Genomic DNA, 23148 nt, shown 5'->3' with positions numbered 1-23148 from the left:
GCACCTGCCGGAGCCGTCCGCACCCTGTCGTCCGCGTGGCTTCCTCGCTACCGTACCGACCGGTAGGTATCACCGGGCCGGGCGAGAGGGGTGGGCGTGCCACGCACCGAGGCGAACGGGATCGAGCTGGAGTACGAGACCTTCGGCGATCCGCGGCAGCCGACGCTGCTGCTGGTGGCCGGGCTGGGATCGCAGCTGCTCAGCTGGCGGAGCGGGCTCTGCGCGCACTTCGCCGCGCACGGGTTCCACGTGGTGCGCTACGACAACCGGGACTCCGGGCTGTCCACCTTCCTGGACCGGGGGCCGAAGCCCGACCTGCGCGCGATCGTCCGGGGCGACCCGGGCAGCGCCCCGTACCTGATCGCCGACCTGGCCCGGGACGCCGTGGGGCTGCTGGACGCGCTCGGGGTGGACCGGGCCCACGTCGCCGGGGCGTCGATGGGCGGGATGATCGCGCAGCAGCTGGCGATCGACCATCCCGGGCGGCTGCGCAGCCTCTGCTCGATCATGTCCAGGCCCGGCGACGGTGTCAGCGGCGCCGGGACCCGCGAGGCCGAGGCCCAACTGAGCACCCCGCGCCCGGCGGACCGCGCGGGCGCGATCGAGGCGGGCATGGGTGTCTGGCGGGTCATCGGCTCGCCCGGGTACCCGGAGGACGAGGCGGGGCTGCGGGCCCACGTCGCCGAGACCTACGACCGGTCCCACCGGGTCGACGGCTTCGGACGGCAGCTCGCCGCGATCCTCGCCTCGCCGGACCGGACCGCCGGGCTGCGCGGGGTGACCGCGCCGACGCTGGTGCTGCACGGCATGGCGGACCCGCTGATCGACCGCAGCGGCGGGGAGGCCACCGCGCGGGCCGTGCCCGGCGCGGAACTGCTGCTCCTGCCGGGCATGGGGCACGATCTGCCGGAGCCGCTGTGGCCGGACATCGCCGACGCGGTGGCGGCGAACGCCGCGCAGGCGAGCTGAGAGCGGGGCGGTCCGGGAGCCTGGGCCGCGCTCACCCGCTCCGTCACCGGTGCCCGCTTCGGAGGCGCTGGAATTCACTGCCGCGCCGGGCGTGTCGCCGGTGGCCGGGCGGGTGGGCGGCGGCGATCCGAACACGGCAGGCCGCGATTCCAGGAATCGCGGCCTGAGCAAAACGGCGAATGTGCCGGAATGGGGGCGGTAACCGGCATGATTTTCTTGTTGCCTGACAGATCATCCGCCAACGGGACATCCCGCAGCCGCCGGAGGGAGGTCGGGCAGCCGTCGGACGGCAGTCAGCCGACGGTCAGGGCAGCACCGGATGGACGGCCACCGGCCAGCTCATCTTGATCAGCCCGCCGTCCTCGTCGCTGCCGATGTCGAGGTCGTCCACCAGGCCGCTGATGACAGCCAGGCCCATCGCGGCCTCGGCGGCGTCGTCGACAGCCGCCGCGCCGTCAACCGAGTGGTGCTCGTCGGAGGCGTGCTTGCCGCCGACTCCGTCACCGATCTCGATCGCGAACCGTTTTTCCTGCTCGATGAGTTTCACCCGAACGGGTTCATCCAACTGATGACGGCGGTGCAGTCCGACCGCACGCGAACATGCTTCACCTACGGCGAGGCGGACCTCGTCGAGGACGGATTCGTCTACTCCCGCCCTGCGGGCGACGGCGGCGGCAACGAGCCGCGCGGTCCGTACGTGCTCCGGCAGGGCACTGAATCGGAGTTCGACGGTGGCCATGGCTCCCCCTCGAAGGTTGCTTTCTCCGGACCGGCCCGGGGCCTCAGGTACTGGGGCCCCGGGATGTCGCGATGTCTGACCCGCGAGGAGGGTCAGTCGGTCGCGGCGACGGCCTCGTCCACGGAACCGTGGATGGGGAACACCTTGGTGAGCCCGGTGATACGGAAAATCTTGAGGATGCGCTCCTGGTTGCAGACCAGGCGAAGCGAGCCCTCATGGGCGCGTACCCGCTTGAGCCCGCCGACGAGCACGCCCAGTCCGGTCGAGTCCAGGAAGTCCACGCCTTCCATGTCCACGATCAGGTGGTAGTGACCCTCGTTGACGAGTTCGACAAGCTGCTCGCGCAGCTTCGGGGCGGTGTACACATCGATCTCGCCCCCCACCTCGACGACCGTGCGGTCGCCAACGGTACGGGTCGACAGGGACAGGTCCACGGAACCTCCAGCACCTTGCTCTCGCGCCACCACATCCCGCTGGTGCGGGGCACGCTGCCGCGATGGCATCGTTGCGAATCTTGGCCGACGGTGGGGCAGGTACCCCGATACACGGCCGCGATGGCATTCAACCACTTACGACCAGGGCAGCACGACGTCTTAGGACGAATCTCCATCGCTCTGATGACAGACTTGGTCCCGATGAAGCCGCTCCCGGACTCGCCCGCGACCGTCCTCTCCAGGCTATCGGAAGCCAGAGGACGGCAAGATCGGCTCACCCATACGGAGCACATACCCGCCCGGGTGGCGCGCTTCGCCGACTGGCCCGAGGGACCGCAGGGGATCCGGCCCGAGGTGCTGGAGGCCGTACGGGACACCGGCATCGATCGGCCATGGAAACATCAGGCAAATGCGGCAAACCTCGCATTGGCCGGTAAAAGTGTGGTTATCGCCACGGGGACCGCCTCGGGCAAGTCGCTGGCCTACCTGGCTCCGGTGCTCAGCACCCTGCTCACCGGCACCGAGGCCGCCAACGGGCGCGGAGCCACCTGCCTGTACCTGTCCCCGACCAAGGCGCTGGCAGCCGACCAGCTGCGCCGCATCGGCGAGTTGCGGCAGGCCGCCGACGGCGCGCTGACCCGGGTGCGGGCCGCCGCCTACGACGGCGACACCCCGTTCGAGGAACGTGAATGGGTACGCCAGTACGCCTCGCTGGTGCTCACCAACCCGGACATGCTGCACCGCGGGATCCTGCCCGCGCACGCCCGCTGGGCCTCCTTCCTGCGCGCGCTGCGCTTCGTGGTGATCGACGAGTGCCACAGCTACCGGGGCGTCTTCGGCTCGCACGTCGCCCAGGTGCTGCGGCGACTGCGCCGGATCTGCGCCCGCTACGGGGCCGAACCGGTGTTCCTGCTGGCCTCGGCCACCTCCGCCGAACCCGGGCTCGCCGCGGGCAGGCTCACCGGCCTGCCCGTCGCCGAGGTGACCGACGACGGCTCGCCACGCGGCGAGACGGTGTTCGCCCTCTGGGAGCCGCCGCTCACCGAACTGCACGGCGAGCAGGGCGCCCCGGTGCGCCGCTCGGCCACCGCCGAGGCCGCCGACCTGCTGACCGACCTGGTCCTGGACCGGATCCGGACGGTGGCCTTCGTCCGGTCCCGGCGCGGGGCCGAACTGCTGGCGGTGATCGCCCAGGAGCGGCTGACCGAGGCCGCCGGTGCGGACACCGCCCGCCGGGTCGCCGCCTACCGCGGCGGCTACCTGCCGGAGGAGCGCCGGGCGATCGAACGTGCCCTGCACTCAGGACGGTTGCTCGGCCTCGCCTCGACCAGCGCGCTGGAGCTGGGCGTGGACGTCTCCGGTCTGGACGCCGTGCTGCTCGCCGGGTACCCCGGCACCCGCGCCTCCCTGTGGCAGCAGGCCGGACGCGCGGGACGCGGCGGCCAGGGCGCGCTGGCGGTGCTCATCGCCCGGGACGACCCGCTGGACACCTACCTGGTGCACCACCCCGACTCGCTGTTCCGCCAGCCGGTCGAGTCGACCGTGCTGGACCCCGACAACCCGTACGTGCTGGCTCCGCACTTGTGCGCGGCCGCCGCCGAACTCCCGCTGACCGAGCCCGACCTGGACCTCTTCGGCCCCTCCGCGCCGGTACTGCTGCCGCAGTTGGTACGGCGCGGCATGCTCCGGCACCGGGAGAGCGGCGGCGCCGGGTCCGGCAGCTGGTTCTGGACGCGGCGTGAGCGGGCCGTGGACGGCGTGGACATCCGCGGGTCCGGCGGGACCCCGGTGCGGGTCGTGGAGGCCGACACAGGCCGTCTGCTGGGCACGGTGGACGCGGGCTCCGCGCACACCGCCGTCCACACCGGCGCCGTCCACCTGCACCAGGGCCGGAGCTACCTGGTCCGCGAGCTCGACCTGGACGAGGCCGTCGCCCTGGTCGCCCCGGCCGATCCGCCGTACAGCACGGTCGCCCGGGACACGACCGCGATCAGCGTGCTCGGCACCGACAGCGAGGTGAAGTGGGGCGAGGCCCGGCTCTGCTTCGGCTCGGTCGAGGTCACCAACCAGGTGGTCTCCTACCTGAAACGCCGCCTGGTCACCGGCGAGATCCTGGGCGAGACCAAGCTCGACCTGCCGCCGCGCACCCTGCGCACCCGGGCGGTCTGGTGGTGCGTGACCGAGGAGCAGCTGGACGCGGCCGGGCTGCTGCCGGAGGAGCTGCCCGGCGCCGCGCACGCCGCCGAGCACGCCTCCATCGGCCTGCTGCCGTTGTTCGCGACCTGCGACCGCTGGGACATCGGCGGGGTGTCCGTCCCGCTCCACCCGGACACCGGGCTGCCCACGGTGTTCGTCTACGACGGCCACCCCGGCGGGGCGGGCTTCGCCGAACGCGGCTACCAGCGGGCCCGCGCCTGGCTCACCGCGACCCTGGCCGCGATCACCGCCTGCGAGTGCGAGCGGGGCTGCCCGTCCTGTATCCAGTCGCCCAAGTGCGGCAACGGCAACGACCCGCTGGACAAGGCGGGCTCGATCAAGCTGCTGACGCTGCTGCTCGCCGGGGCGGCCCCGTAGCCGCTCGCGGACGGGAGGACGGCGGTGGACTGCGGGGCGGCCCTGGCTCGGCCGTGCGCGGGCGGTAGCGCCGCGAACAGCCGCCCGGCCACCGGGGCCTCGACCTCCACCGCCACGGTGTCCAGGGTCGCGTCGCTGCGCAGCACGCAGGAGGTCAGCCGGGCCTGCTGCGCGACGGCGACCCGCGCCGCCTCGCCGCAGGCCCCGGCCGGATCGGCCAGTATCCGGTCGGCCGCCGCCAGCGCGGCCAGGTCCGCCGCCGCCTCGGCCCGGTGCCGGGCGGCGACCGCGGCCCCCAGCCCGAGCACCGCCAGCAGGGCGCAGCCCGCCAGCAGCAGCAGCGCGATCAGCCAGATCGACGCGGCTCCGGCATCGGTCCCGGTGAGGCCCGCCCGGGGGTTGGGTCGGGACGAGTTGACTCGGGGTGACCGGGCTCGGGGTGACCGGGCTCGGGGTGACCGGGCTCGGGGTGACCGGGCTCGGGGTGACCGGGCTCGGGGTGACTGGGCTCGGCGTGGGTTGACGAGTGCCATCAGGAACCAGCTCCCTCGCGCAGGGCCGAGGCCGTGCCGGACACCTGGAGCGAGAGCAGGCCGCCCAGCGCTCCCGGCCCCTGGGAGCGCGCCGAGACCACGACCCGGACATCGGCAGCGTGCTCGGTGACCGCCACGGCCGCCCCCGGCGGGGCGGCGGCCCGGGCGACGGCCAGCACCTGATCGGGCGGGTCGCCGCGAGCAGCCGCCCGGGCCCCCTCGCGCGCGGCGTCCACGCAGCGGATCTGCGCGGCCCCGACCAGGACCCCCCACACCAGCACCGCCATCAGCGTCACCAGCACCGGCAGCAGCACCGCTGTCTCCGCCGTCACGAATCCCCGGTCGGCCGCCGCCGGACGCGCCTCAGACCGCACCGAGCGCCCGCTTGATCAGCTCCGAGACCGCGTCGGACACCGCCCCGCTAGTCACGATCTTGTACAGCAGCGCCGCGAACCCGCAGGCGGCAACGGTGCCGACGGCGTACTCCGCGGTGGTCATCCCCGCGTCGGACGGCCGCCCGCCGAACCGGCAGCGGACCAGGTGGCGCAGGTGCACCAGCCAGGCGTACGCCACCGCGGCCCCGAACAGCGGCACGGACCTGACCCGCCGCAGGAACAGGCTGCCCAGCGGCACGGTGGGGGTTGCGGACGGGAAGGCGGCAGTGGTGCTCATGGTGGCTCCAGGGTGAAAGGCAGGGTGAAAGGCAGGGCGAAGGGCAGGGCGAAAGACCTGAGTGAAACGTGGACGAGTGGAAACGCGGACAGGTGGAATCGCGGGCTGGCGGGGACCTGTGGACGGACGGGGTCAGCTGTGGACGAGGAAGCTGCCGGCCAGGCCGGTGACCACCGGGACCACGCCGATCAGCACGAACGCCGGGAGGAAGCAGAGCCCCAGCGGCGCGGTGGCCAGGACCCCGGCCCGCCGCGCCCGCCCCTGGGCCGCCGTTGCCGCCTCGGCTCGGCAGCCCTCGGCGAGCCGGGCCAGGCCCGCCGCGGGCGGGGCGCCACTGGCGCAGGCCCGGAGCAGGCACCGGCCCAGGGGCGCGAGCACCGGGTCCGCGCCGAAGCGGGCCCAGCTCTCCTCGGCGTCGGCGCCCATCCGCAGGTCGGCCGCGACCTCGGCGAGCCGCGCGGCCATCGGTTCGCCGATCGCTCCCGCGACCGCCTCGGCCGCCGTGGCCGGAGCGCACCAGGACACCAGGCAACCGGCCAGCAGGTCGGCGGTGAGCGGCAGCTGGGCCCGCAGCGCGGCCGCCTCGGCAGCCGCCCGGCGCAGTTCGGCCGTCGGCGGGTCCGGCAGCCAGCGGAAGCTGATCGCCGCCGCGACTATGCCGACGACCAGCCCGAACGCGCCGTCCAGCGAGACCGCGACCCCGGCGCCGATCAGCAGCGCCGCCCCGCCCCGGAGCACGGCGGGCGACAGCGTCGGGCGCCCCGGCGAGGGCGCGCGTCGCCGGTGTCGGAGCCCTCCCGGGCGGCCGCGGTGGCGCCCGGGGGCGCGGTCCGGCAGCTGCGCCGGGTCCGGCACCCGGTGCCGACCGGGTGTCCGGGCCTGAGCCCGCGCCCGGGCCAGGGGCATCCCGGCAGTCCGGGCCCGGGCTCTGACCCGGTGGCCGGCCAGGGCTCTCAGGCCGCCCAGAAGGGCGGCGGCGGCACCACTGACCAGTACCGCCGTCCACCAGGCCGCGTCCATCTGACTGCCTCCCTTCTCGCGCTTGTCGCGCTCGTCGCGCTTCCCGAGCCGTCGCCTCAGGTGCCCTGGACCGCGTGTTCCGCGGCCCGGGCGATGCGGGCCGTCCAGGCCAGCCCGGCGCACTCCAGGAGCACGCCCAGGGCCAGGCAGGCCAGCCCCCCGGTGGTGTGCAGCAGCACCCGGAGCGGATCCGCTCCCAGCCCCGCGCCGAGCAGCAGGCCGAACAGGGGCAGCCCGGCCAGCAGCGCGGCCGTCGACCGTGCCCCGGCCAGCTCCGCCCGTACGGTCTCGTGCAGGGCATGCTCGGCCCGCAGTCCCTCGGCGACGCGGTCCAGCCCCGCAGCCAGACCCGCCCCGCTGGACGAGGACACCTGCCAGCAGGCCGCGATGCCCGCCGCGCCCTCGGCACCCGGCGCCTCCGCGATGGTCAGGAAGGCCTCCGGCACGGACCCGCCGTAGCGCACAGCGGCCAACAGCGCTGTGCTGTCCAGCAGCGCTGTGCTGTCCAGCAGCGCTGTGCTGTCCAACAGCGCCGGAGGGTTGGCGGAGCGCCCCGTCGCAGCGGCTTCCAGCTGCCCGCCCGCCAACTCCCCGCCCACCAGCTCGGCCGCCTGCTGCGGGGTGGCCCCGGTGCGCAGCTCCCCCGCCAGGGCCGCGCAGAGCGCGACCACGGCCAGCCGCCGCTGCTCCCGGGCGCGGGCCCGCCGCCGACGTCGGCGCAGCCGTATCGCCGGGACGACCGCTCCCGCCGCGAGAGCGGCCAGCAGCGGGGAGTGCGTCGGCCAGGCCGCCAGCAGGCCGAACGGCAGCAACAGCAGCTCGGGCGGCGGCCGGAGCCGCCCGCGACGCCGTCCGCGCGACCGCAGCGAGCGCAGCCGCCGCCGGATCCGCCGCCGCACTCCACGTGTCGGCGCCGCCCCCGGCCGGGGCAGCGGCGGCCCCGGGTCGGTGTCGGCCCCGGTCACCGGGTCGTCCGGGAACAGCCGGTCCCGGCGGCGGTTCCCGGCGTCGAGGCTGCTCAGGCCCCAGGCGGCCCAGCCGAGCAGGCAGAGCACCAGGCCCGTCGCGGTCACCTGCACCACCTGCGCCGGGACCTGAAGCGCCCCGGCGACCGATCCCCACGCGTCCATTCCGCTCACCGTGCTCACTCCGTTCGTGCTGTCCAGGGCGCTCATACCGACCACCCCTGCCGTTCCCTTGGTCGTTCGCCGGGGCCGCACAGGTCGGCCAGACGGGCCCAGCCGCTGCCGGGCCGCAGTTCGCCGCCCGGTGTGAACCGGACCGCCGGTTCGGTGTCGACCAGGCCGTCCGCCGCCCGGCGCAGCAGCCGGACCTCGGCCACCCGCCGCAGCCCGTCGCTGTCCCGCACCAGGTGGACGACGGCGTCCAGCGCGGCGGCGAGCTGGCTGTGGAGCGCGGCGCGGTCCAGGCCCGCGGTCGAGGCCAGCGCCTCCAGCCGGGCCGGGACGTCCGCCGCCGCGTTGGCGTGAACCGTGCTGGCACCGCCCGCGTGGCCGGTGTTCAGGGCGGCCAGGAAGTCGACCACCTCGGCGCCCCGCACCTCGCCGACCACCAGCCGGTCGGGACGCATCCGCAGTGCCTGCCGGACCAGGTCACGCAGCTCCACCGCCCCGGCGCCCTCCTGGTTCGCTGAGCGGCCCTCCAGCCGGACGACGTGGGGATGCCCCGGGCGCAGCTCCGCCGAGTCCTCCACGATGACCAGCCGCTCCCCCGGGCCGACCAGCCCGAGCAGCGCCGCGAGCAGGGTGGTCTTCCCGGTCCCGGTGCCCCCGCTGACGACGTAGGACAGCCGGGACCTGACCATCGCCCGGAGCAGTGCCGCGCCCGGCCCCGGGATTGACCCGGCGCGCACCAGCTCGGGCAGGGTGAACGGCCGGGCCCGGCTGACCCGCAGTGAGATGTGGGTGCAGCCGACCGCGACCGGCGGCAGCACCGCGTGCAGCCTGGTGCCGTCGGGCAGCCGGGCGTCCGCCCAGGGGCGGGCGTCGTCGAGTCTTCGCCCGGCGGCGGTGGCCAGCCGCTGGGCGAGCCGCCGGACGGCCTGCCGGTCCGCGAAGCGGACGCCGGGCACGCGTTCCAGGCCGCCGCCCCGGTCCAGCCAGACCTCGTTGGGGCCGTTGACCAGTACGTCGGTCACGGCCGGGTCGGCGAGCAGCGGATCCAGTGGCCCGGCGCCGACCATGTCCGAGCGCAACTGCCGCACCAGTTCCTGGACTTCCGTCGAACCGTAGGGGTGGCCCTGGGCCCGGAGCGCCGCCGCGACCTCGGTCGTACCCGGCTGGGCACCGGCCTCGGCGAGCCGTAGCCGTACGGTGTCCACCAGTGCCTCGCGCTGGCGGCCGCGCACCGGGGAGCGGCCGGGGGTGTTCATACGGCCACCCCCGCGCCGGGCAGCACCTGCGTCAGGAAGGCCGAGCAGAAGCGCCCGAGTGGACCCCTGGCCCGGGCGCCGGGCGGTCTGCCCCGCTCCAGGTCGGTCACCAGGCCGGGCTCGGCCAGCAGTTCCCCGGCGAGGGGGAGCCGCAGCCCCCGGGCGACCTCGGCCCCGGTCACGCCGCTGGGCGCGGGACCGCGCACCACCGCGCGCAGGTCGGAGAGCCGCATCCGCACGGCGGCGGCGACCCGGCCGGACGCGGTCATGGCCCGCAGCTCAGCCGGGACCACCAGCAGTCCCAGATCGGACTGCTCCAGTGCCTCCCCCGCGGTCTCGTCGATCCAGCGGGGAAGATCCAGCACGACCACCCCGCCGCCTCTGCGGGCGGCGCCGAGGACCGTGCGCATGGCCTCCACCGGGATGTTCAGCAGGTCCCCTCGATCCCAGCTCAGTGCGGTCAACTCGTGCAGCCGGGGCAGCGAGCGCTCCAACTCGGCGGCGTTGACCCGGCCGCGGGATCCGGCCAGGTCGGGCCAGCGCAGCCCGGCCGCGCCCTCGCCGCCGAGCAGGACGTCGAGGCCGCCGCCCAGCGGGTCGCCGTCGACCAGCACCGCGCGGTGCCCCTCCCGGGCGGCGGTGACCGCCAGCGCGCAGGCCAGCGTCGACGCCCCGGCGCCGCCCCGGCCGCCGAGCACCGCCACCGTGAGCGCCTGCCCGCCGACGCCCTCGGCCGCGTCGGCGATGCGGTCCCGCAGCCAGGACTCGCCGTCGGGCAGGAACACCACGTGCCGGGCACCGGCCACCACGGCCCGGCGCCAGACGTCCACATCGTCCAAGTCCCGCCCCACGAGCAGCACCTGGGGGCGCGGAGCGAGCCCGGCCAGCCGGTCCGCGACGTCGTCGCCGACCACCACCAGCGGGGCGGCCTCCCACTCCTGGCGCCCCGGTGGCGCGCCGCCCACGAGCCGCGGGACCGCGCCCGCGGCCGCGCAGATCCGCAGCAGCTGTTCGATCAGCGCCTCGTCCTCGGTGATCAGCAGCGGGCCGACGGGCCAGGAGCTGCCGGACGGACCCTCGGACGATGCGGCGGACGATGTCCCAATACCTGTGCCGGTCATGGCTTTCCCCCGTATGGCGAACGCGATGAGTGAGGAACGACGCACGCAGTGCTCACTGCGGCGCGTTCTTTGGGTACCGACAACACTGCCGCTTTTCCGAAGCCGCGAAGGAAGCGGGAACGCAATCTGGGGACAAAGCAGGGGGTGTGGAAAACCCGGCCACACGGAGGGGTGGCTTACCTGCCGTCAGATTGACGCCGCCAGTCGCATGAACCGATCAGTGGCAGATCAGGCGCAGTCGAAGGAGCAGCCGAAGGAGCGGGATCCGAGCGGAGGGCGACCGCCGGACGCGGCGCGGAACCCGGGCGCGGCCCGGAACCGGCGTGGCGGCGCGGGGTCGGCGGACATGCGACGACCCCCGCCGGGGGGGAGAGCGGGGGTCGTCCTCCACAGTCCGACTCGGGGGGGAGGAGCCAGACCGGGGTGGCACGGTCGCGAACGAGCCGTGACCCTCATGGTGTACCCGAGGCCCTTCCTGAGCAAACCCACGCGCCTGCCCTTGGGCCGAATGGAGGGCGCATATCCTCGTGTTCGTGGATAACCACCTCCAGTACTTCCCAGCCGCCCCGTCACCGCACTCCCGACCCCCGCGAACAGCGGCTTTCTTCGACCTCGACAAGACGGTGATCGCGAAGTCCAGCGCTTTCGCCTTCAGCAGGCCGCTGTACCGGGGCGGTCTGATCAACCGCCGCGCCGTCCTGAAGAGCGCCTACGCCCAGTTCGTGTTCCTGGCCGGGGGCGCGGACCACGACCAGATGGAGAAGATGCGCGAGTACCTCTCCTCCCTGTGCCGGGGCTGGAACGTGCAACTCGTGCGGGAGATCGTCGCCGAGACGCTGCACGAGCTGATCGACCCTCTGATCTACGACGAGGCCGCCTCGCTGATCGAGGAGCACCACACGGCCGGACGCGACGTGGTGATCGTCAGCAGCTCCGGCTCCGAGATCGTCGAGCCCATCGGCCGGATGCTCGGTGCGGACCACGTGATCGCGACCCGGATGGCCGAGGCCGACGGGTGCTACACCGGCGAGATCGACTTCTACGCCTACGCCGGGAACAAGGCGGTGGCGATCCGCGAGCTCGCCGCCGTCGAGGGCTACGACCTCGAACGCAGCTTCGCCTACAGCGACTCGGTGACCGACGTGCCGCTGCTGGAGGCGGTCGGGAACCCCTTCGCGGTGAACCCGGACCGGGGTCTGCGCCGTGAGGCGCAGGCCCGGGACTGGCCGGTGCTGCTGTTCAGCCGTCCGGTCCGGCTGAAGCAGCGCAGTTCGTCGCTGACGGCGGTCAGCAGCCGCCCGGTGCTGGCCGCGGCCGCCGTGGGCGCGGCGGCGGCCACGGCCGGGCTGGTCTGGTACGCCGCCAGGCGGCGGGCGTCGAGCGCCTGAGCAAGGCGTCGAGCGAGCGGGGAGCGGGGAGCGGGGAGCGGCGGAAAGGGTAAAGAAATGCGTCCCCAGGTTCCGCTTTCCCGGAAACCGCGCTACAACTGAAAGCAGACGGCCCGCGAGACCGGGTGGCCCCAGAACACCGGGACCACGGAGTTTCAGGCCCCACGGACCGCGCACAGATACCGAGCACCCACGTGCAGCCGACCCGCGATAGGGCCGCCGCACCCGGTCAACGGGCTGGATCCCGGCCGGATGGGCACTCACTGGCGCACGCATGGTCACTTGGGATCCTGTGCCAGCGGCGGCACCGAGAGGTGCCGCCGCATCTGTGTGTCCGACAGCCGTGAGGTCCGGGAGCCGTGGCGTCCGCAGGAGGCCCGCGCCCGGTCCGCTCAGCCGCTCAGACCATGCCGCGCTGCATCGCCTCGCAGACCGCCGTGCTCTCCCGCACGCCCAGCCGCAGCGCCGCCGCGCAGTGCCCGAGCCACAGCGCCATGCCCTCGGCGCCACCGGAGGCGTAGCCGCCGAGCGCGTTGCGGTAGGCGTCCGTGCCCAACTCCGCCAGGCCGACCTCCACCGGGCAGATGGCCTGCGGGTCGAGGCCCTCGGCGATCAGCACGACCCGCTGCGCCGCGCGCGCCACCAGGCCGTTGTGGCTGCCGAAGGGCCGCAGCGTCATCAGCTCGCCGTGCACCACCGCGGCCACCACCAGTGCCGGGGCGGTGCGCTCGTTGGGGTGCTTCTTGCCGCCCCTGGCGGCCAGCAGCTGGGCGAGCGCGTCCAGCCGCGCGGCGGCCTCGTCGGCGCCGGGCGCGGGCGGCAGCTCGTACTTCGCGGCGGGCGCGGAGACGGGCGCGGCGTCCGGGGCGCCGATGCCCTCGGCGGCCGGCAGGGTCGCCCCGAAGAGCTCGGTCGGCTGTTCGCCGCCCTGGCGCGGGCGTCCGGCCGCGGGATCCAGGTCCCCGGCGGCGAGCAGGTGCAGCCGGGCGAGCACCTGCAGCGGCGAGTGCCGCCAGGTGCCGAGTAGTTGCCCGGCCTCGGCGTTCAGCCGCAGCGCCCCGCCGACGGTGCGGGCCTGCGGGTCGCCGCCGAAGTCGGTGCGCCGGCGGACCTCCTCCAGCGGCCAGTCCGCGCCGTCCAGGGCGGCGGAGGCCCGCGCTCCGCGCAGCGCCGACTCCGAGGTCACCTCGGCGGCCCGGCGGCGCATCACCCGGTGGCCGTAGAGGCGGTCCACCGCGCGGCGGGCCTCGGCGACCGCCTCGGGGACGCCGGGCAGCTGCGCGAGTGGTTCTAGGGGGTCCACGGAAGGAGTGCTCACCCTCCGAGCGTACGTAACGCGCGGAGGCGGGCCCGCCTCGGGTGGTCGGCCCGACGGCGGCCCGCGCACTGGCCCGCGCACTGGCCCGCTCACTCGGCACTCGGCCGCGCTCCCTCAAAAGGGTCAACAGTGCGTCAAACCTGATCACCGACTGCTTCGCAATCGCTACCATGAACACTATCGGTGACGATAACGCTTTTCAGCACGAACGGGCACCGACTCCCTCGGCAAGCACTCCGGAGTTCCCATGAAGATCGCTTTTGTCGGCAAGGGCGGCAGCGGCAAGACCACCCTCACCTCGCTCCTGGTCCGCCACCTGGCCGCCACCGGGGCCCCGGTGATCGCCGTGGACGCCGACATCAACCAGCACCTGGGGACGACGCTCGGGCTGACGGAGGCGCAGTCCGCCGCGCTGCCCTCGATGGGGGCGCAGCTGCCGCAGATCAAGGAGTACCTGCGCGGCGGGAACCCGCGCATCGCCGACGCCGCGTCGATGATCAAGACGACCCCGCCCGGCAGCGGTTCGCGGCTGCTGCGGATCCCCGAGGACAACCCCGTCTTCGCGCTGTGCGCGCGGGAGTTCACCATCGACGGGGCACCGCTGCGGCTGATGGCGACCGGCGCCTTCACCGAGGAGGACCTGGGGGTGGCCTGCTACCACTCCAAGGTCGGCGCGGTCGAACTCTGCCTGAACCACCTGGTGGACGGCCCGGGCGAGTACCTGCTGGTGGACATGACGGCCGGTTCGGACTCCTTCGCCTCCGGCCTGTTCACCCGCTTCGACCTGACCTTCCTGGTCGCCGAGCCCACCCGCAAGGGCGTCTCGGTCTACCGCCAGTACCAGGAGTACGCGGCGGACTACGGGGTGAACCTGCGGGTGGTCGGCAACAAGGTGCAGCACCCGGACGACGTCGCCTACCTGCGTGAGAACGTCGGCGACGACCTGATCGGGGTGCTCGGCCAGTCCGACTGGGTGCGCCGGGCCGAGCAGGGGCGGGCGCCCCGGCTGGCCGAGCTCGAACCGGACAACCTGGCCACGCTGCGGCTGCTGCACGAGGCCGTCGACGCCTCCCACCACCGGCGGGACTGGGCCCGCTACACCCAGCAGATGGTGACCTTCCACCTGCGCAACGCCCAGAGCTGGGGTAACGCCAAGACCGGCACCGACCTGGCGGGGCAGGTCGACCCCGGCTTCGTGCTGCACGAGAATCTGGGCGAGAACCTGGGCGAGGACCTGCACGAGAACCTGGGCGAGGACCCGCGCACGGACGCCCGGGCGGCGGAGAGCCGGGCGGGGGCGTCGCTGACGGTCTGATCGAACGGCACCGGGCGGCAGCCGACCGGGTGACGGAGGAGCCGGATGACGGAGGAGCCGGATGACGGCACATCCGAACGGGTGAACTTCGTGGGCAGGGTCTCCCCACAAGGTAAAGGATTTATTACCCTCCATTTACCGACACTTGGTTAACCGTGGCCCACCCCCGCCGCGTCTCATGCCGCCACGCCGTCCTTCGCCCAGGAGACGCGACCCATGCTGAGCACCGGCACCGCCCCCGTCGACCACTCCGACACCTCCGTCTGCGAGCAGCTGATCGGCGGTGTCCGCGAGTTCCAGCAGCACACCGCCCCCGGGCTGCGCCCCGAACTGGCCCGGCTGGCCCGCGAGGGCCAGACCCCCACCCAGCTGTTCATCACCTGCGCCGACTCCCGACTGGTGCCCAATGTGATCACCAACAGCGGTCCCGGCGAGCTGTTCACCGTCCGCAATATCGGCAACCTGGTGCCCCCGCCGGACGACTCGGTCTCGGCCGCCGTCGAGTACGCCGTCGATATCCTCCGAGTACGCACGATCACTGTCTGCGGCCACTCCGGCTGCGGCGCGATGCAGTCGCTGCTGCACGGCGCGCACCGGCGGGACGGGTTGGCGCGCACTCCGCTGACCCGCTGGCTGCGGCACGGCCAGGACTCGTTGCAGCGGGCGCGGCACGCTCCGGCCCGGATCGCCCGGGAGGAGGCGATCGCCGGGGACGCGCTGGAGCGGCTGTGCCTGACCAATGTCGTGCAGCAGCTGGACAACCTCCGCGGCCACCACTCGGTCCGGCGCGCGGCCGCGGCCGGGGCGCTCCGGCTGACAGGTCTGTACTTCGACCTCGCCGCGGCCCAGACATACCTGCTGTCGCACAACGGGCGTACCTTCGTTCCTGTCCAGCCACACTTGGAGACAGCCGCCTGACCTGGACCTGCGACACGGTCAGGGCCTCGGAGACAGGTCTACACCAATTCTCCGAGGCCCCTTGTCAGCGCGCCCCCATCCTGGTGAGCTAGGTGGCAACACATTGGGACGGCGGGGCAGCAACGAGTGACCCGCGCCCAGAACTCGATTGAGGAGTGCGCGTTGAGCAGCAATGAGAGCCTGGCCAACCTGCTCAAGGAAGAGCGTCGATTCGCCCCGCCTGCTGAGCTCGCCGCCGCCGCCAATGTCAACGCCGACGCCTACGCGGCGGCAAACGAGGACCGGCTCGCCTTCTGGGCCACCCAGGCGCAGCGTCTGAGTTGGGCGAAGGAGCCTACGGAGACGCTTGACTGGTCGAATGCTCCGTTCGCCAAGTGGTTTGCCGATGGTGAGCTCAATGTGGCCTACAACTGCGTGGACCGGCATGTGGAGGCCGGGAATGGCGACCGGGTGGCGATCCACTTCGAGGGTGAGCCCGGTGACAGTCGGGCCATCACCTATGCCGAGCTCAAGGACGAGGTGTCCCGGGCGGCGAACGCGCTGGCCGAGTTGGGTGTGGTCAAGGGTGACCGGGTCGCGATCTACCTGCCGATGATCCCCGAGGCGGCCGTGGCGATGCTCGCCTGTGCCCGGATCGGGGCCGCGCACTCCGTGGTCTTCGGCGGCTTCTCCGCCGAGGCCGTCGCCTCCCGCGTGCAGGACGCCGACGCGAAGCTGATCATCACCGCTGACGGCGGCTACCGGCGTGGCAAGCCGACCGCGCTCAAGCCCGCCATCGACGAGGCCGTGCTCAGCTGCCCGACCGTCGAGCACGTGCTGGTGGTCCGCCGTACCGGCCAGGAGACCGCCTGGAACGACAGCCTGGACGTGTGGTGGGACGAGATCACCGCCCGGCAGTCGACCGAGCACGTGGCCCAGCCGCACAACGCCGAGCACCCGCTGTTCATCCTCTACACCAGCGGCACCACGGGTAAGCCCAAGGGGATCCTGCACACCACCGGTGGCTACCTGACCCAGGCCAGCTACACCCACAACGCGGTCTTCGACCTGAAGCCGGCCACCGACGTGTACTGGTGCACCGCTGACATCGGCTGGGTCACCGGGCACTCCTACATCGTCTACGGGCCGCTGTCCAACGGTGCCACCCAGGTCATGTACGAGGGCACTCCGGACACCCCGCACCAGGGGCGCTTCTGGGAGATCATCCAGAAGTACAAGGTGACCATCCTCTACACCGCGCCGACCGCCATCCGCACGTTCATGAAGTGGGGCGACGACATCCCGGCGAAGTTCGACCTGTCCTCGCTGCGGATCCTGGGCAGCGTCGGCGAGCCGATCAACCCCGAGGCCTGGATCTGGTACCGCGAGCACATCGGCGCGGGCAGGACCCCGATCGTGGACACCTGGTGGCAGACCGAGACCGGTGCCGTCATGATCAGCCCGCTGCCGGGCGTCACCGCCACCAAGCCCGGCTCGGCGCAGACCCCGCTGCCCGGCATCTCGGCGACCGTGGTCGACGACGAGGGCCACGAGGTGCCGAACGGCGGTGGCGGCTACCTGGTGCTGACCGAGCCGTGGCCGTCGATGCTGCGCACCATCTGGGGCGACGACCAGCGCTACCTGGACACCTACTGGTCCCGCTTCGGCGCGGGTCACGACACCTCCGAGAGCAAGTGGACCTACTTCGCCGGTGACGGCGCCAAGAAGGACGACGACGGCGACATCTGGCTGCTCGGCCGGGTGGACGACGTGATGCTGGTCTCCGGCCACAACATCTCCACCACCGAGGTCGAGTCGGCGCTGGTGTCCCACCCGCAGGTCGCCGAGGCGGCCGTGGTGGGCGCCGCCGACGCCACCACCGGCCAGGCCATCGCCGCCTTCGTGATCCTGCGCGGGACCTCGCACGAGAGCGCGGACCTGGTCGTGGACCTGCGCAACCACGTGGCCAAGGTCCTCGGCCCGATCGCCAAGCCGAAGATCGTCAAGGTGGTCACCGAACTCCCGAAGACCCGCTCCGGCAAGATCATGCGCCGCCTGCTGCGCGACATCGCCGAGGGCCGCGCCGTCGGTGACACCACCACCCTGGCCGACTCCTCCGTCATGGACCTGATCCAGAGCCAGCTCCCCGGCGGCACCAGCCAGGACTGAGCCCGTCCTGGCGACCGCAGGGCCGCCGCAGGGGCGCTGAGGGCACGAAACGAGGGCACGAACTGAGGGCCGCTTCCGCTCGCGCGGGGGCGGCCCTCAGCCGTGTCCCGAGGATACGATCGGACAAAAGCACCGAATATCCGTCAAACGCCCCCGCCAGCAGTCCAGCCCCTCCGGAGGAACCGCGCGTGAGCGACAGCAGTCCGTCCCGCCGCCAGTTCCTCGGCCGCCTGCCGCTGCCCGAGCGCGCCTTCCTCGCCGACGCCCTGCGCGCCGAGACCGTCGGCGGGGTGCTGCTGCTGATCGCCGCCGTCGCGGCACTCGTCTGGGCGAACGTCTGGCCGGGCAGCTACCACCAGGTGCTGGACTTCGCCGTCGGCCCGTCGGCGCCGCTGCACCTGCACCTCACGCTGGAGTCCTGGGCCAACGACGGGCTGCTCACCGTCTTCTTCTTCGTGGCCGGGATCGAGCTCAAGCGCGAGCTGGTCGCGGGCGAGCTGCGGGACCCGAAGGCCGCCGCGCTGCCGGTGGTCGCCGCCGTCTGCGGGGTCGCCCTGCCCGCGATCGTCTACACCGTGGTCAACAGCGGCGCGGGCGGGCACGCGTCGGGCTGGGCCATCCCCACCGCCACCGACATCGCCTTCGCGCTCGGGGTGCTGGCGGTGGTCGGCACCAACCTGCCCTCGGCGCTGCGGGCCTTCCTGCTGACCCTGGCCGTGGTGGACGACCTGATCGCGATCCTGATCATCGCGATCTTCTACAGCCACGGGATCAAGCTCTGGGCCCTGGGGCTGGCGCTGCTCGGGCTGGTGCTGTTCTACGCGCTCCAGCGGCTGCGGATCCGCAGCTGGTACCTGTACCTGCCGCTGGCCGTGGTGACCTGGGCGCTGATGCACGAGAGCGGGATCCACGCGACCGTCGCCGGGGTGGCCATGGGCCTGCTGCTGCGCTGCACGCTGGACCCGGGCGAGCGACAGTCCCCCGCCGAACACGTCGAACACCTGGTGAGGCCGTTCTCGGCGGGCTTCTGCGTACCGGTGTTCGCGTTGTTCGCGGCCGGAGTGGTGATTACCCCCGGGTCGCTCGGGCAGGTGTTCACCGAAGCCGCGCCGCTGGGCGTGGTGCTGGGGCTGCTGCTGGGCAAGTCCCTCGGGGTCTTCGGCGGCAGCTGGCTGGCCGCCCGCTTCACCCGCGCCGAGCTCAACCCGGAGCTGGCCTGGGCCGACCTGTTCGCGGTCTCGGTGCTTTCCGGCATCGGCTTCACCGTCTCACTGCTGATCTCCGATCTGGCGTTCGACAGCGAACCGGAGTTGGCCCGGGAGGCCAAGTCCGCCGTACTGGTGGGCTCACTGGCCTGCGCGCTGGCCGCCTCGGTACTGCTGCGGCTGCGCGACCGGCGTTACCGGCAGCTGTGCGCCGAGGAGGAGCGGGACTCGGCGGCCTGAAACCGCCGGGGTCGGCCGAACGGCAGGCCGAGTGGTGGCATGCCTCCCCGAGGAGGCATGATCTGAGACAGTGCCCTGACGATGTGACAGGAAGACCTGAAGGAGAAGCCCGGATGTCCACTGCTTACAGGTCCCAGGACGGCAGCCCCACCGATCAGGGCGAACGCACGGTCGGTCAGCTGTTCGCCGCTGCCACCACTGACCTGTCCGCTCTGGTCCACGACGAGATCGCGCTGGCCAAGCAGGAGATCAAGAAGGACGTCCGGCGCGGCCTCATGGGCGGCGTCGCCGGGGCCGTGGTCGCGGTCTTCCTGCTGGCCTCGGTCCCCATGTTCAGCTTCGCCCTCGCCTTCGGCATCCACGACCTGGGGCGCTCCTCCGGGATCACCCTGGGCTGGTCGATCCTGATGGTGGCCGTGATCTACGTGGTGCTGGCGATCGTCGCCGGGCTGCTCGCCTACCGCTGGTTCCGCCGGATCTCCCCGCCGGACCGGACCATCGCCTCGTCCAAGGCCACCGTGGACGTCCTGAAGAAGGCCAAGCCGCGTCCGGCGCCGACCTCGAAGCAGATGTGACACGCTCTGGGTATGTCGTCTGACAGTACCTTCGGTGGGGCCCCCGGCTCCGCCTCGACCGACTTCGCCTTCGATCCGCGGATCGAGGGCCCCTGGACCCACCGGGACGTCTCCGCCAACGGCGGGCGCTTCCACGTCGCCGAGATGGGCGAGGGTCCGCTGGTTCTGCTGGTGCACGGCTGGCCGGAGTTCTGGTGGACCTGGCGGCAGCAGCTGGTGGACCTCGCCGAGGGCGGCTTCCGGGCCGTCGCCGTCGACCTGCGCGGCGTGGGCGGCAGCGACCGCACCCCGCGCGGCTACGACCCGGCCAACATGGCCCTCGACCTCACCGGCGTGATCCGCTCGCTCGGAGCCTCCGACGCGGCGCTGGTCGGGCACGACTGGGGCGGCTTCCTCGCCTGGACGGCGGCGGTGATGCGGCCGGCGCTGGTCCGCAGGCTGGCCGTGGTCTCCAGCGCGCACCCGCGGCGGCTGCGCCGGGCACTGATGACCGACCGCCGCCAGATCGCCGCCGCCGACCACCTGTTCGGCTTCCAGCGGCCCTGGGTACCGGAGCGGCAGCTGGCCGCGGACGACGCCCGCCTGGTCGGCGACTACCTGACCGACTGGACGGCCCCGGCGCACCGGCTGGGCGAGAAGGAGCTGCTGACCTACCGGCAGGCGATGCTGCTGCCGAACACCCGGCACTGCTCCATCGAGCCCTACCGCTGGCTGCTCCGCTCCATGGGCCGCCCGGACGGCTTCCAGTACTCGCGCCGGATGAACCGCCCGGTGCGGGTGCCGACGCTGCACCTCCAGGGCGCGCTGGACCCGGTGCTGCTGCCCCGGACGGCGGCGGGCTCGGCCGAGTACGTGGAGGCCCCCTACCGCTGGCGGCTGCTGGACGGGATCGGGCACTACCCGCAGGAGGAGGACCCGGAGGGGTTCTCCCGGGAGCTGCTGAACTGGCTGCGCGACTCCGAGCCGGACCGCTGAGGGCCGCTCGGCGCACGCGCGGGGCCGGGTGCCGGGCCGGGTGCGGGGCCGGCCCCGGGCGACGGGGACAGCGCTGTTGATCTGTGCATATCTGCCTATAGGACAAACGCGTAGGCCAATTGGCCGCACCGCGCGGGATTACCCGCAGCCGGGCGCGGGCACTGCTCTCTCATGAGCTGGATGCACGACCGCGCCCTCGCGCCACTGTCCCGTCGTCGCTCGCCACAGCAGACAGCGACCCTGCGCTCCGCCCTGGACAGCCCGGGCGGCGCCCCCGAAGCCGGAGGCCTGGCTCTGCTGGACCACGCCGGACTGCCCCGCATCCTGAGCCGACGTGCCCGCTGGATGACCTCACGGCTCCGCCAACGCTGACCCGGCCGGGAGCGGCCGGAACCGGCCGGGGCCGGTCGGCTCCCGGAGCCCGGGTGCACACATCCCGTAGCCCGGGTGCTCAACGCCCGGGCTGGTGCTCAGAGCGCGTGCGGCGAGAGCGCGGTGAACCACAGCAGGGCGACGGTGCCCAGGCCCATCAGCGGCACCAGGATCTCCGTCTCCAGCTTGTTGCCGCTGCTCTTGATCACCACGATCTCGTAGCGGGCCTTCAGCGGCCACAGCCACGGCGCGCCCATCTTGGTGATCGAGTCGCCGAGCAGGTGCGCCACGCAGCCCAGGCCGACCGCGTACGGCAGCCAGCCGGGCGCGGAGGGGATGAACTTGGCGATTATGCCGGTGCCGAGCGCGGCCAGGGCCACGATCGTCCCCCAGGCGGAGAAGCCGTGCCCGGGCGGGCAGAGGTTCAGCGCCCGCACGGCCAGCGCCAGCAGGAAGAAGGTCATGCCCAGGGTGAAGTCGCGCCCCAGGTAGGTGACCCCGGCCCAGGTGCCCAGCGACATCAGGGCGACGAAGAAGAGCGAGTGCGTGGCGTGCCGGTGGCCGCCGGAGATCCAGGCCACGAAGCGGCAGAGCAGCTTCGAGATCGGGCCCAGGAAGTTGGCGATCGTCCCGTCGTGGTGGTCCAGGTCGGGGAGCAGCGCGGCGCCCGCGCAGAGCGCCGTGCCCATCAGTATCTCCGCAGGCTGGAGATGACGGTGCATGAGGTCTTCCGGCAGGAACGGCGCCGTGGCCGCGAACAGCAGCGCACCGCTGACCGCGTGCGAGTGACCCATCATGACTGTCGTCCTCCCCCTGCTGGCAACCGCCCCGAACGCCCGCTACCTTGATCCGTTCGAGTGAGCGACCCAGACGCTACCAGCTACCACCGACAATTCACGTCTCACCTGCCCGGATCCCACCCCCGGAAGCCTTTCCCGGGGCCCTCCCTCACGCCGCGTCAGAGGGCGCAGGACTCGGTGTTCACCGGCCTGGTGGCGCTGCTGCCCTGGCTGGCGTCCGCCGCGACCTCGTCGGCGGTCAGCGCGTAGCCGGTCTGGGAGTCGTCCAGGGACTTGGCGAAGACCACCCCGTACACCTGCCCGGTGGGGGTGAGCAGCGGCCCGCCGGAGTTGCCCTGACGGACTGTCGAGCGGATCGAGTAGACCTCGCGGGTGACCGTGCCCCGGTGGTAGATGTCCGGTCCCTCGGCGTCGATCTGCTGCCGGATCCGGGCGGCCTGGACGTTGAACGGGCCGTTCTCGGGGAAGCCCGCGACGATCGCCCCGGCGCTGTCCTGGGCGGCGCCCGCGAAGCTCAGCACCGGGGCGTACAGGCCCGGCACGTCGAGCACGGCGATGTCCCGCTTCCAGTCGTACAGCACCACCGTCGCCGGGTAGCTGCGCCCGCCGACGCTGACCGAGGGACCGGCCACGCCGCCGACGACGTGGGCGTTGGTCATCACCCGCTCCGGGGCGTAGACGAAGCCGGTGCCCTCGATGACCTTGCCGCAGCTCGGCGCGGTGCCGACGACCTTGACGATGCTCTGCCGGGCCTGCCGCACGGCGGCGCTGTTCACCAGCGCCGGGTCGGGGGCCGGGACGTCCGCGATCGGCTCGTTCTGGAACGGGTTGAAGACCTGCGGGAAGCCGTTCCGGGAGAGCGCCGAGGTGAAGTTGGAGAACCAGGTCGGCGCGTCCGGGGGCAGCGCCCGCTGCACCGCGCTCAGCACCTTGGACGTCCGGACCTGCTGGGCCACGGTGGGCAGCGAGGTCCCGGCGAGCGCCGAGCCGATCAGCCAGGCGACCAGCAGCATGGCGACGATGTTGACCAGCGCGCCGCCGACCGCGTCCAGCAGCCGCACCCGGCTGCGGTCGATCGGGCCGCGCAGTTTCCAGCCCCAGTGGGTGGTGAAGGCCTGGCCCACCGAGGCGAAGACGATCACGACGATCACCGCGACGATCGAGGAGGTGGTCCCCGCCGGGAGGTGCTTCAGCAGGTAGGGCAGCAGTTGGACGGCGATCAGCCCGCCGCCGAGGAATCCGACCACCGAGAGCACGCCCACGACGAAGCCCTGTCGATAACCGGCCACGGCAAACCCGCAGGCAGCGAGGATGAGCAGAATGTCGAGGACGTTCACGGCAGCTTCCTGGAGGGTGCGGGGTGCTCCCCCGATCGGGGGAGCACCGGCCAACCTTCCCATGCGGGGTCAACGGGCCGGAGCCCGAGTGGCAGACTGCCCG

The 23148-nt window shown here is 73.0% G+C and carries 21 protein-coding genes and 1 pseudogene; 10 read left to right on the top strand and 12 right to left on the bottom strand.

The genetic code is table 11. From position 1 onward, the window contains the following. Positions 1-96: 96 nt before the first annotated feature. Entirely contained in the window at positions 97-969 is an 873-nt protein-coding gene (locus tag GXP74_RS02410) for an alpha/beta fold hydrolase (RefSeq protein WP_182449754.1), read from the top strand. Positions 970-1273: 304 nt separating this feature from the next. Here GXP74_RS02410 and GXP74_RS02405 read toward each other — a convergent pair whose 3' ends face one another. Beyond that, the gene (locus GXP74_RS02405; RefSeq protein ID WP_182449753.1) at positions 1274-1708 is read right to left on the bottom strand and encodes an ATP-binding protein; all 435 of its coding nucleotides are present in this window, start codon (positions 1706-1708) and stop codon (positions 1274-1276) included. Between the two features lie 92 nt (positions 1709-1800). Further along, the gene (gene bldG, locus GXP74_RS02400) at positions 1801-2142 is read right to left on the bottom strand and encodes an anti-sigma factor antagonist BldG (protein ID WP_123497656.1); all 342 of its coding nucleotides are present in this window, start codon (positions 2140-2142) and stop codon (positions 1801-1803) included. A 120-nt stretch (positions 2143-2262) separates the two neighbouring features. Between bldG and GXP74_RS02395 the strand changes: the two genes are divergently transcribed. Continuing rightward, positions 2263-4716, top strand: a complete 2454-nt coding sequence (locus tag GXP74_RS02395; protein ID WP_182449752.1) for a DEAD/DEAH box helicase — start codon at positions 2263-2265, stop codon at positions 4714-4716. 44 nt (positions 4717-4760) lie between these two features. Here GXP74_RS02395 and GXP74_RS02390 read toward each other — a convergent pair. The 7 genes and pseudogenes from GXP74_RS02390 to ssd form a co-directional block, all read right to left on the bottom strand. Continuing rightward, positions 4761-5249, bottom strand: a pseudogene (locus tag GXP74_RS02390) (Rv3654c family TadE-like protein); the annotation flags it as partial. Continuing rightward, the gene (locus GXP74_RS02385; RefSeq protein ID WP_370468366.1) at positions 5249-5581 is read right to left on the bottom strand and encodes a TadE family type IV pilus minor pilin; all 333 of its coding nucleotides are present in this window, start codon (positions 5579-5581) and stop codon (positions 5249-5251) included. The gene GXP74_RS02385 and the pseudogene GXP74_RS02390, both read right to left, overlap by 1 nt. Before the next feature lie 31 nt (positions 5582-5612). After that, positions 5613-5921, bottom strand: coding sequence for a DUF4244 domain-containing protein (locus tag GXP74_RS42015; RefSeq protein ID WP_370468365.1), 309 nt, complete (start codon positions 5919-5921; stop codon positions 5613-5615). A gap of 132 nt (positions 5922-6053) precedes the next feature. Then, positions 6054-6941 carry a type II secretion system F family protein gene (locus tag GXP74_RS02375; RefSeq protein ID WP_182449750.1) on the bottom strand — a complete coding sequence of 296 codons (888 nt, stop codon included), beginning with the start codon at positions 6939-6941 and terminating at the stop codon, positions 6054-6056. A 56-nt stretch (positions 6942-6997) separates the two neighbouring features. Then, a complete protein-coding gene (locus GXP74_RS02370; RefSeq protein ID WP_182449749.1) occupies positions 6998-8116 on the bottom strand; it encodes a type II secretion system F family protein in 1119 nt (372 codons plus the stop codon). Further along, positions 8113-9333, bottom strand: a complete 1221-nt coding sequence (locus GXP74_RS02365) for a TadA family conjugal transfer-associated ATPase (protein WP_182449748.1) — start codon at positions 9331-9333, stop codon at positions 8113-8115. Before GXP74_RS02365 ends, GXP74_RS02370 begins: the two co-directional genes overlap by 4 nt. Continuing rightward, positions 9330-10454, bottom strand: a complete 1125-nt coding sequence (gene ssd, locus GXP74_RS02360; protein WP_182449747.1) for a septum site-determining protein Ssd — start codon at positions 10452-10454, stop codon at positions 9330-9332. The genes GXP74_RS02365 and ssd overlap by 4 nt, the downstream gene beginning before the upstream one ends. Positions 10455-10987: 533 nt before the next feature. On the opposite strand from ssd, the gene GXP74_RS02355 reads away from it, so the two are divergent. Then, on the top strand, positions 10988-11842 hold the full coding sequence (locus tag GXP74_RS02355) for an HAD family phosphatase (RefSeq protein ID WP_182449746.1): 855 nt from the start codon (positions 10988-10990) through the stop codon (positions 11840-11842). Positions 11843-12242: 400 nt separating this feature from the next. Here GXP74_RS02355 and GXP74_RS02350 read toward each other — a convergent pair whose 3' ends face one another. Then, positions 12243-13160, bottom strand: a complete 918-nt coding sequence (locus tag GXP74_RS02350; protein WP_182449745.1) for an oxidoreductase — start codon at positions 13158-13160, stop codon at positions 12243-12245. A gap of 247 nt (positions 13161-13407) precedes the next feature. Between GXP74_RS02350 and GXP74_RS02345 the strand changes: the two genes are divergently transcribed. The 7 genes from GXP74_RS02345 to GXP74_RS02315 all read left to right on the top strand — a co-directional run bounded on the left by GXP74_RS02345 (position 13408) and on the right by GXP74_RS02315 (position 20908). Beyond that, positions 13408-14475: an ATP-binding protein gene (locus GXP74_RS02345; RefSeq protein WP_182449744.1), complete on the top strand. Its 1068-nt coding sequence runs from the start codon at positions 13408-13410 to the stop codon at positions 14473-14475. 216 nt (positions 14476-14691) lie between these two features. Beyond that, positions 14692-15393 carry a carbonic anhydrase gene (locus GXP74_RS02340; RefSeq protein WP_182449743.1) on the top strand — a complete coding sequence of 234 codons (702 nt, stop codon included), beginning with the start codon at positions 14692-14694 and terminating at the stop codon, positions 15391-15393. A 162-nt stretch (positions 15394-15555) separates the two neighbouring features. After that, a complete protein-coding gene (gene acs / locus GXP74_RS02335; protein ID WP_182449742.1) occupies positions 15556-17541 on the top strand; it encodes an acetate--CoA ligase in 1986 nt (661 codons plus the stop codon). A gap of 188 nt (positions 17542-17729) precedes the next feature. Next, entirely contained in the window at positions 17730-18986 is a 1257-nt protein-coding gene (nhaA, locus tag GXP74_RS02330) for a Na+/H+ antiporter NhaA (protein WP_182449741.1), read from the top strand. Positions 18987-19099: 113 nt separating this feature from the next. After that, positions 19100-19561, top strand: coding sequence for a phage holin family protein (locus GXP74_RS02325; RefSeq protein ID WP_182449740.1), 462 nt, complete (start codon positions 19100-19102; stop codon positions 19559-19561). Between the two features lie 12 nt (positions 19562-19573). Beyond that, complete coding sequence (locus GXP74_RS02320) at positions 19574-20536, top strand: alpha/beta fold hydrolase (RefSeq protein WP_182449739.1); 963 nt, start codon at positions 19574-19576, stop codon at positions 20534-20536. A gap of 180 nt (positions 20537-20716) precedes the next feature. Next, positions 20717-20908 carry a hypothetical protein gene (locus GXP74_RS02315; protein WP_182449738.1) on the top strand — a complete coding sequence of 64 codons (192 nt, stop codon included), beginning with the start codon at positions 20717-20719 and terminating at the stop codon, positions 20906-20908. A 98-nt stretch (positions 20909-21006) separates the two neighbouring features. Here the strand turns inward: GXP74_RS02315 and GXP74_RS02310 are convergent, their stop codons facing one another. Together GXP74_RS02310 and GXP74_RS02305 are read right to left on the bottom strand one after the other, a co-directional pair. Beyond that, a complete protein-coding gene (locus GXP74_RS02310; RefSeq protein ID WP_182449737.1) occupies positions 21007-21705 on the bottom strand; it encodes a metal-dependent hydrolase in 699 nt (232 codons plus the stop codon). Between the two features lie 161 nt (positions 21706-21866). Further along, positions 21867-23045 carry a MarP family serine protease gene (locus GXP74_RS02305; protein WP_182449736.1) on the bottom strand — a complete coding sequence of 393 codons (1179 nt, stop codon included), beginning with the start codon at positions 23043-23045 and terminating at the stop codon, positions 21867-21869. Between the last annotated feature and the right edge of the window lie 103 nt (positions 23046-23148).

The organism is Streptacidiphilus sp. P02-A3a (assembly GCF_014084105.1).
GTDB lineage: Bacteria > Actinomycetota > Actinomycetes > Streptomycetales > Streptomycetaceae > Streptacidiphilus.
The sequence above is the reverse complement of the archived record's forward strand: the minus strand, read 5'-3'. Positions and strand labels throughout refer to the sequence as shown.

Coding starts and splice junctions, on each gene's coding strand:
- GXP74_RS02405 (WP_182449753.1), bottom strand. CDS start 1,708: ATGGCCACCGTCGAACTCCGATTCAGTGCCCTGCCGGAGCACGTACGG.
- GXP74_RS02395 (WP_182449752.1), top strand. CDS start 2,263: ATGGCATTCAACCACTTACGACCAGGGCAGCACGACGTCTTAGGACGA.
- GXP74_RS42015 (WP_370468365.1), bottom strand. CDS start 5,921: ATGAGCACCACTGCCGCCTTCCCGTCCGCAACCCCCACCGTGCCGCTG.
- GXP74_RS02375 (WP_182449750.1), bottom strand. CDS start 6,941: ATGGACGCGGCCTGGTGGACGGCGGTACTGGTCAGTGGTGCCGCCGCC.
- GXP74_RS02370 (WP_182449749.1), bottom strand. CDS start 8,116: ATGAGCGCCCTGGACAGCACGAACGGAGTGAGCACGGTGAGCGGAATG.
- GXP74_RS02365 (WP_182449748.1), bottom strand. CDS start 9,333: ATGAACACCCCCGGCCGCTCCCCGGTGCGCGGCCGCCAGCGCGAGGCA.
- ssd (WP_182449747.1), bottom strand. CDS start 10,454: ATGACCGGCACAGGTATTGGGACATCGTCCGCCGCATCGTCCGAGGGT.
- GXP74_RS02345 (WP_182449744.1), top strand. CDS start 13,408: ATGAAGATCGCTTTTGTCGGCAAGGGCGGCAGCGGCAAGACCACCCTC.
- GXP74_RS02340 (WP_182449743.1), top strand. CDS start 14,692: ATGCTGAGCACCGGCACCGCCCCCGTCGACCACTCCGACACCTCCGTC.
- GXP74_RS02325 (WP_182449740.1), top strand. CDS start 19,100: ATGTCCACTGCTTACAGGTCCCAGGACGGCAGCCCCACCGATCAGGGC.
- GXP74_RS02320 (WP_182449739.1), top strand. CDS start 19,574: ATGTCGTCTGACAGTACCTTCGGTGGGGCCCCCGGCTCCGCCTCGACC.
- GXP74_RS02315 (WP_182449738.1), top strand. CDS start 20,717: ATGCACGACCGCGCCCTCGCGCCACTGTCCCGTCGTCGCTCGCCACAG.
- GXP74_RS02310 (WP_182449737.1), bottom strand. CDS start 21,705: ATGATGGGTCACTCGCACGCGGTCAGCGGTGCGCTGCTGTTCGCGGCC.